Origin of the sequence: Oceanihabitans sp. 2_MG-2023 (assembly GCF_030547245.1) — a bacterium.
GTDB lineage: Bacteria > Bacteroidota > Bacteroidia > Flavobacteriales > Flavobacteriaceae > Oceanihabitans.
This window is the reverse complement of sequence record NZ_JAUOQT010000023.1, coordinates 1-1,385: the sequence shown is the minus strand read 5'-3', so window position 1 is coordinate 1,385 and position 1,385 is coordinate 1. Positions and strand designations below refer to the sequence as shown.

At 30.4% G+C, this 1,385-nt stretch carries 1 protein-coding gene; it reads left to right on the top strand.

Annotated elements, in window-relative coordinates; all coding sequences use genetic code 11:
• Positions 1-241: 241 nt before the first annotated feature.
• Positions 242-1,369, top strand: coding sequence for a T9SS type A sorting domain-containing protein (locus Q4512_RS16350; RefSeq protein WP_303426457.1), 1,128 nt, complete (start codon positions 242-244; stop codon positions 1,367-1,369).
• Positions 1,370-1,385: the final 16 nt, after the last annotated feature.

Sequence of the window (1,385 nt, the reverse complement as noted above, 5' to 3'; positions counted from 1 at the left end):
CAACGTGTTTGTGTATGGAAAGTTGCGTTTTTGTGAGCGAGGATTTTCCGAAGGAAAATCGGAAGTAACAAAAGAGCAACGACCATTATTTAAACACTAATGTAGCAATTTTTTATACACGATGTTGTAAAACGTTTTCATGTTCCGATTTTTATGTCATTGATGTCTTATTATTTAGGCGTAAATTTAATTATTTACTAATTTTATTATTGAATTATATATATTAGTAATCGCTATCAACATGAAAACAAAACTACTTTATATTATTTTTATCTTTTTTTCACAATTAATATTTGCGCAAACGACCTATGTGCCAGATGATAATTTTGAGCAACATCTCATTAATTTAGGTTATGATGATGTTTTAGACGATTATGTGCTTACTGCCAACATTAATACTGTTACGGCTGTTGGAATAAACAATAAAAATATTTCAGACTTAACAGGAATTGAGGACTTTACTGCTTTAGAGTTTCTAACATGTGAATTTAACCAACTTACTAGCTTAGATCTTACCCAAAACACCTCTTTAGAGTTTCTTAGGTGTAATAGTAACCAAATTTCTGGTGAATTGGATCTATCGCAAAACACGAGCCTTTGGCAAGTAGATTGTCATCAAAACTTTATTAACACATTAACTCTACCAGCTACAACAACTTTATCTATTGTAAATGCGCATTACAATGAATTATCGTCTGTAGATTTTTCTAATGTGCCACAATTAACTCAACTAGACCTAAGAGTAAACCAAATCCCAGGCGCCTTGGATTTTACACCTCACACAATGCTTTGGGATTTAAATGTTAGTGTAAACCCTATAACTAGTATAACCTTACCTAATAACTCCAGTATGTTGTTTTTTTCATGTGGAGGAACTCAGATTACTACATTAGACGCTTCGCAACAAAGTGTACTCCAATCAATTAGTTGTAGTTATAATCCATTATTAACTTCATTAAATGTTAAAAACAATAATAACACAAATATTGGCCTCTATTTTTTTGCAGATAATAATCCGTTATTAACCTGTATTCAGGTGGATGATGTTGATTATTCTAATACCAACTGGACAAATATTGACTCACAGCATTATTTTAGTGAAGATTGCTCTAATTTGAGCGTAGGTGAATTCGATGAAATCAATGTAGACTTATTTCCAAATCCAGTTATCGACAAACTCTTTTTAACTTTTAAAACCTCGGAAAAAATAAATTATCAATTGATAAACCTAAATGGACAACTATTATTTGAAGGAAAGTTTAATGAGCAAAATGATACTGTAAATTTATCTAGAATTCCGTCGGGTATTTATTTTCTAAAATTAGAAACCTTAAATCGATCTATAGTAAAGAAGATTATAAAACGGTAATTTAAAATTTTCAAGG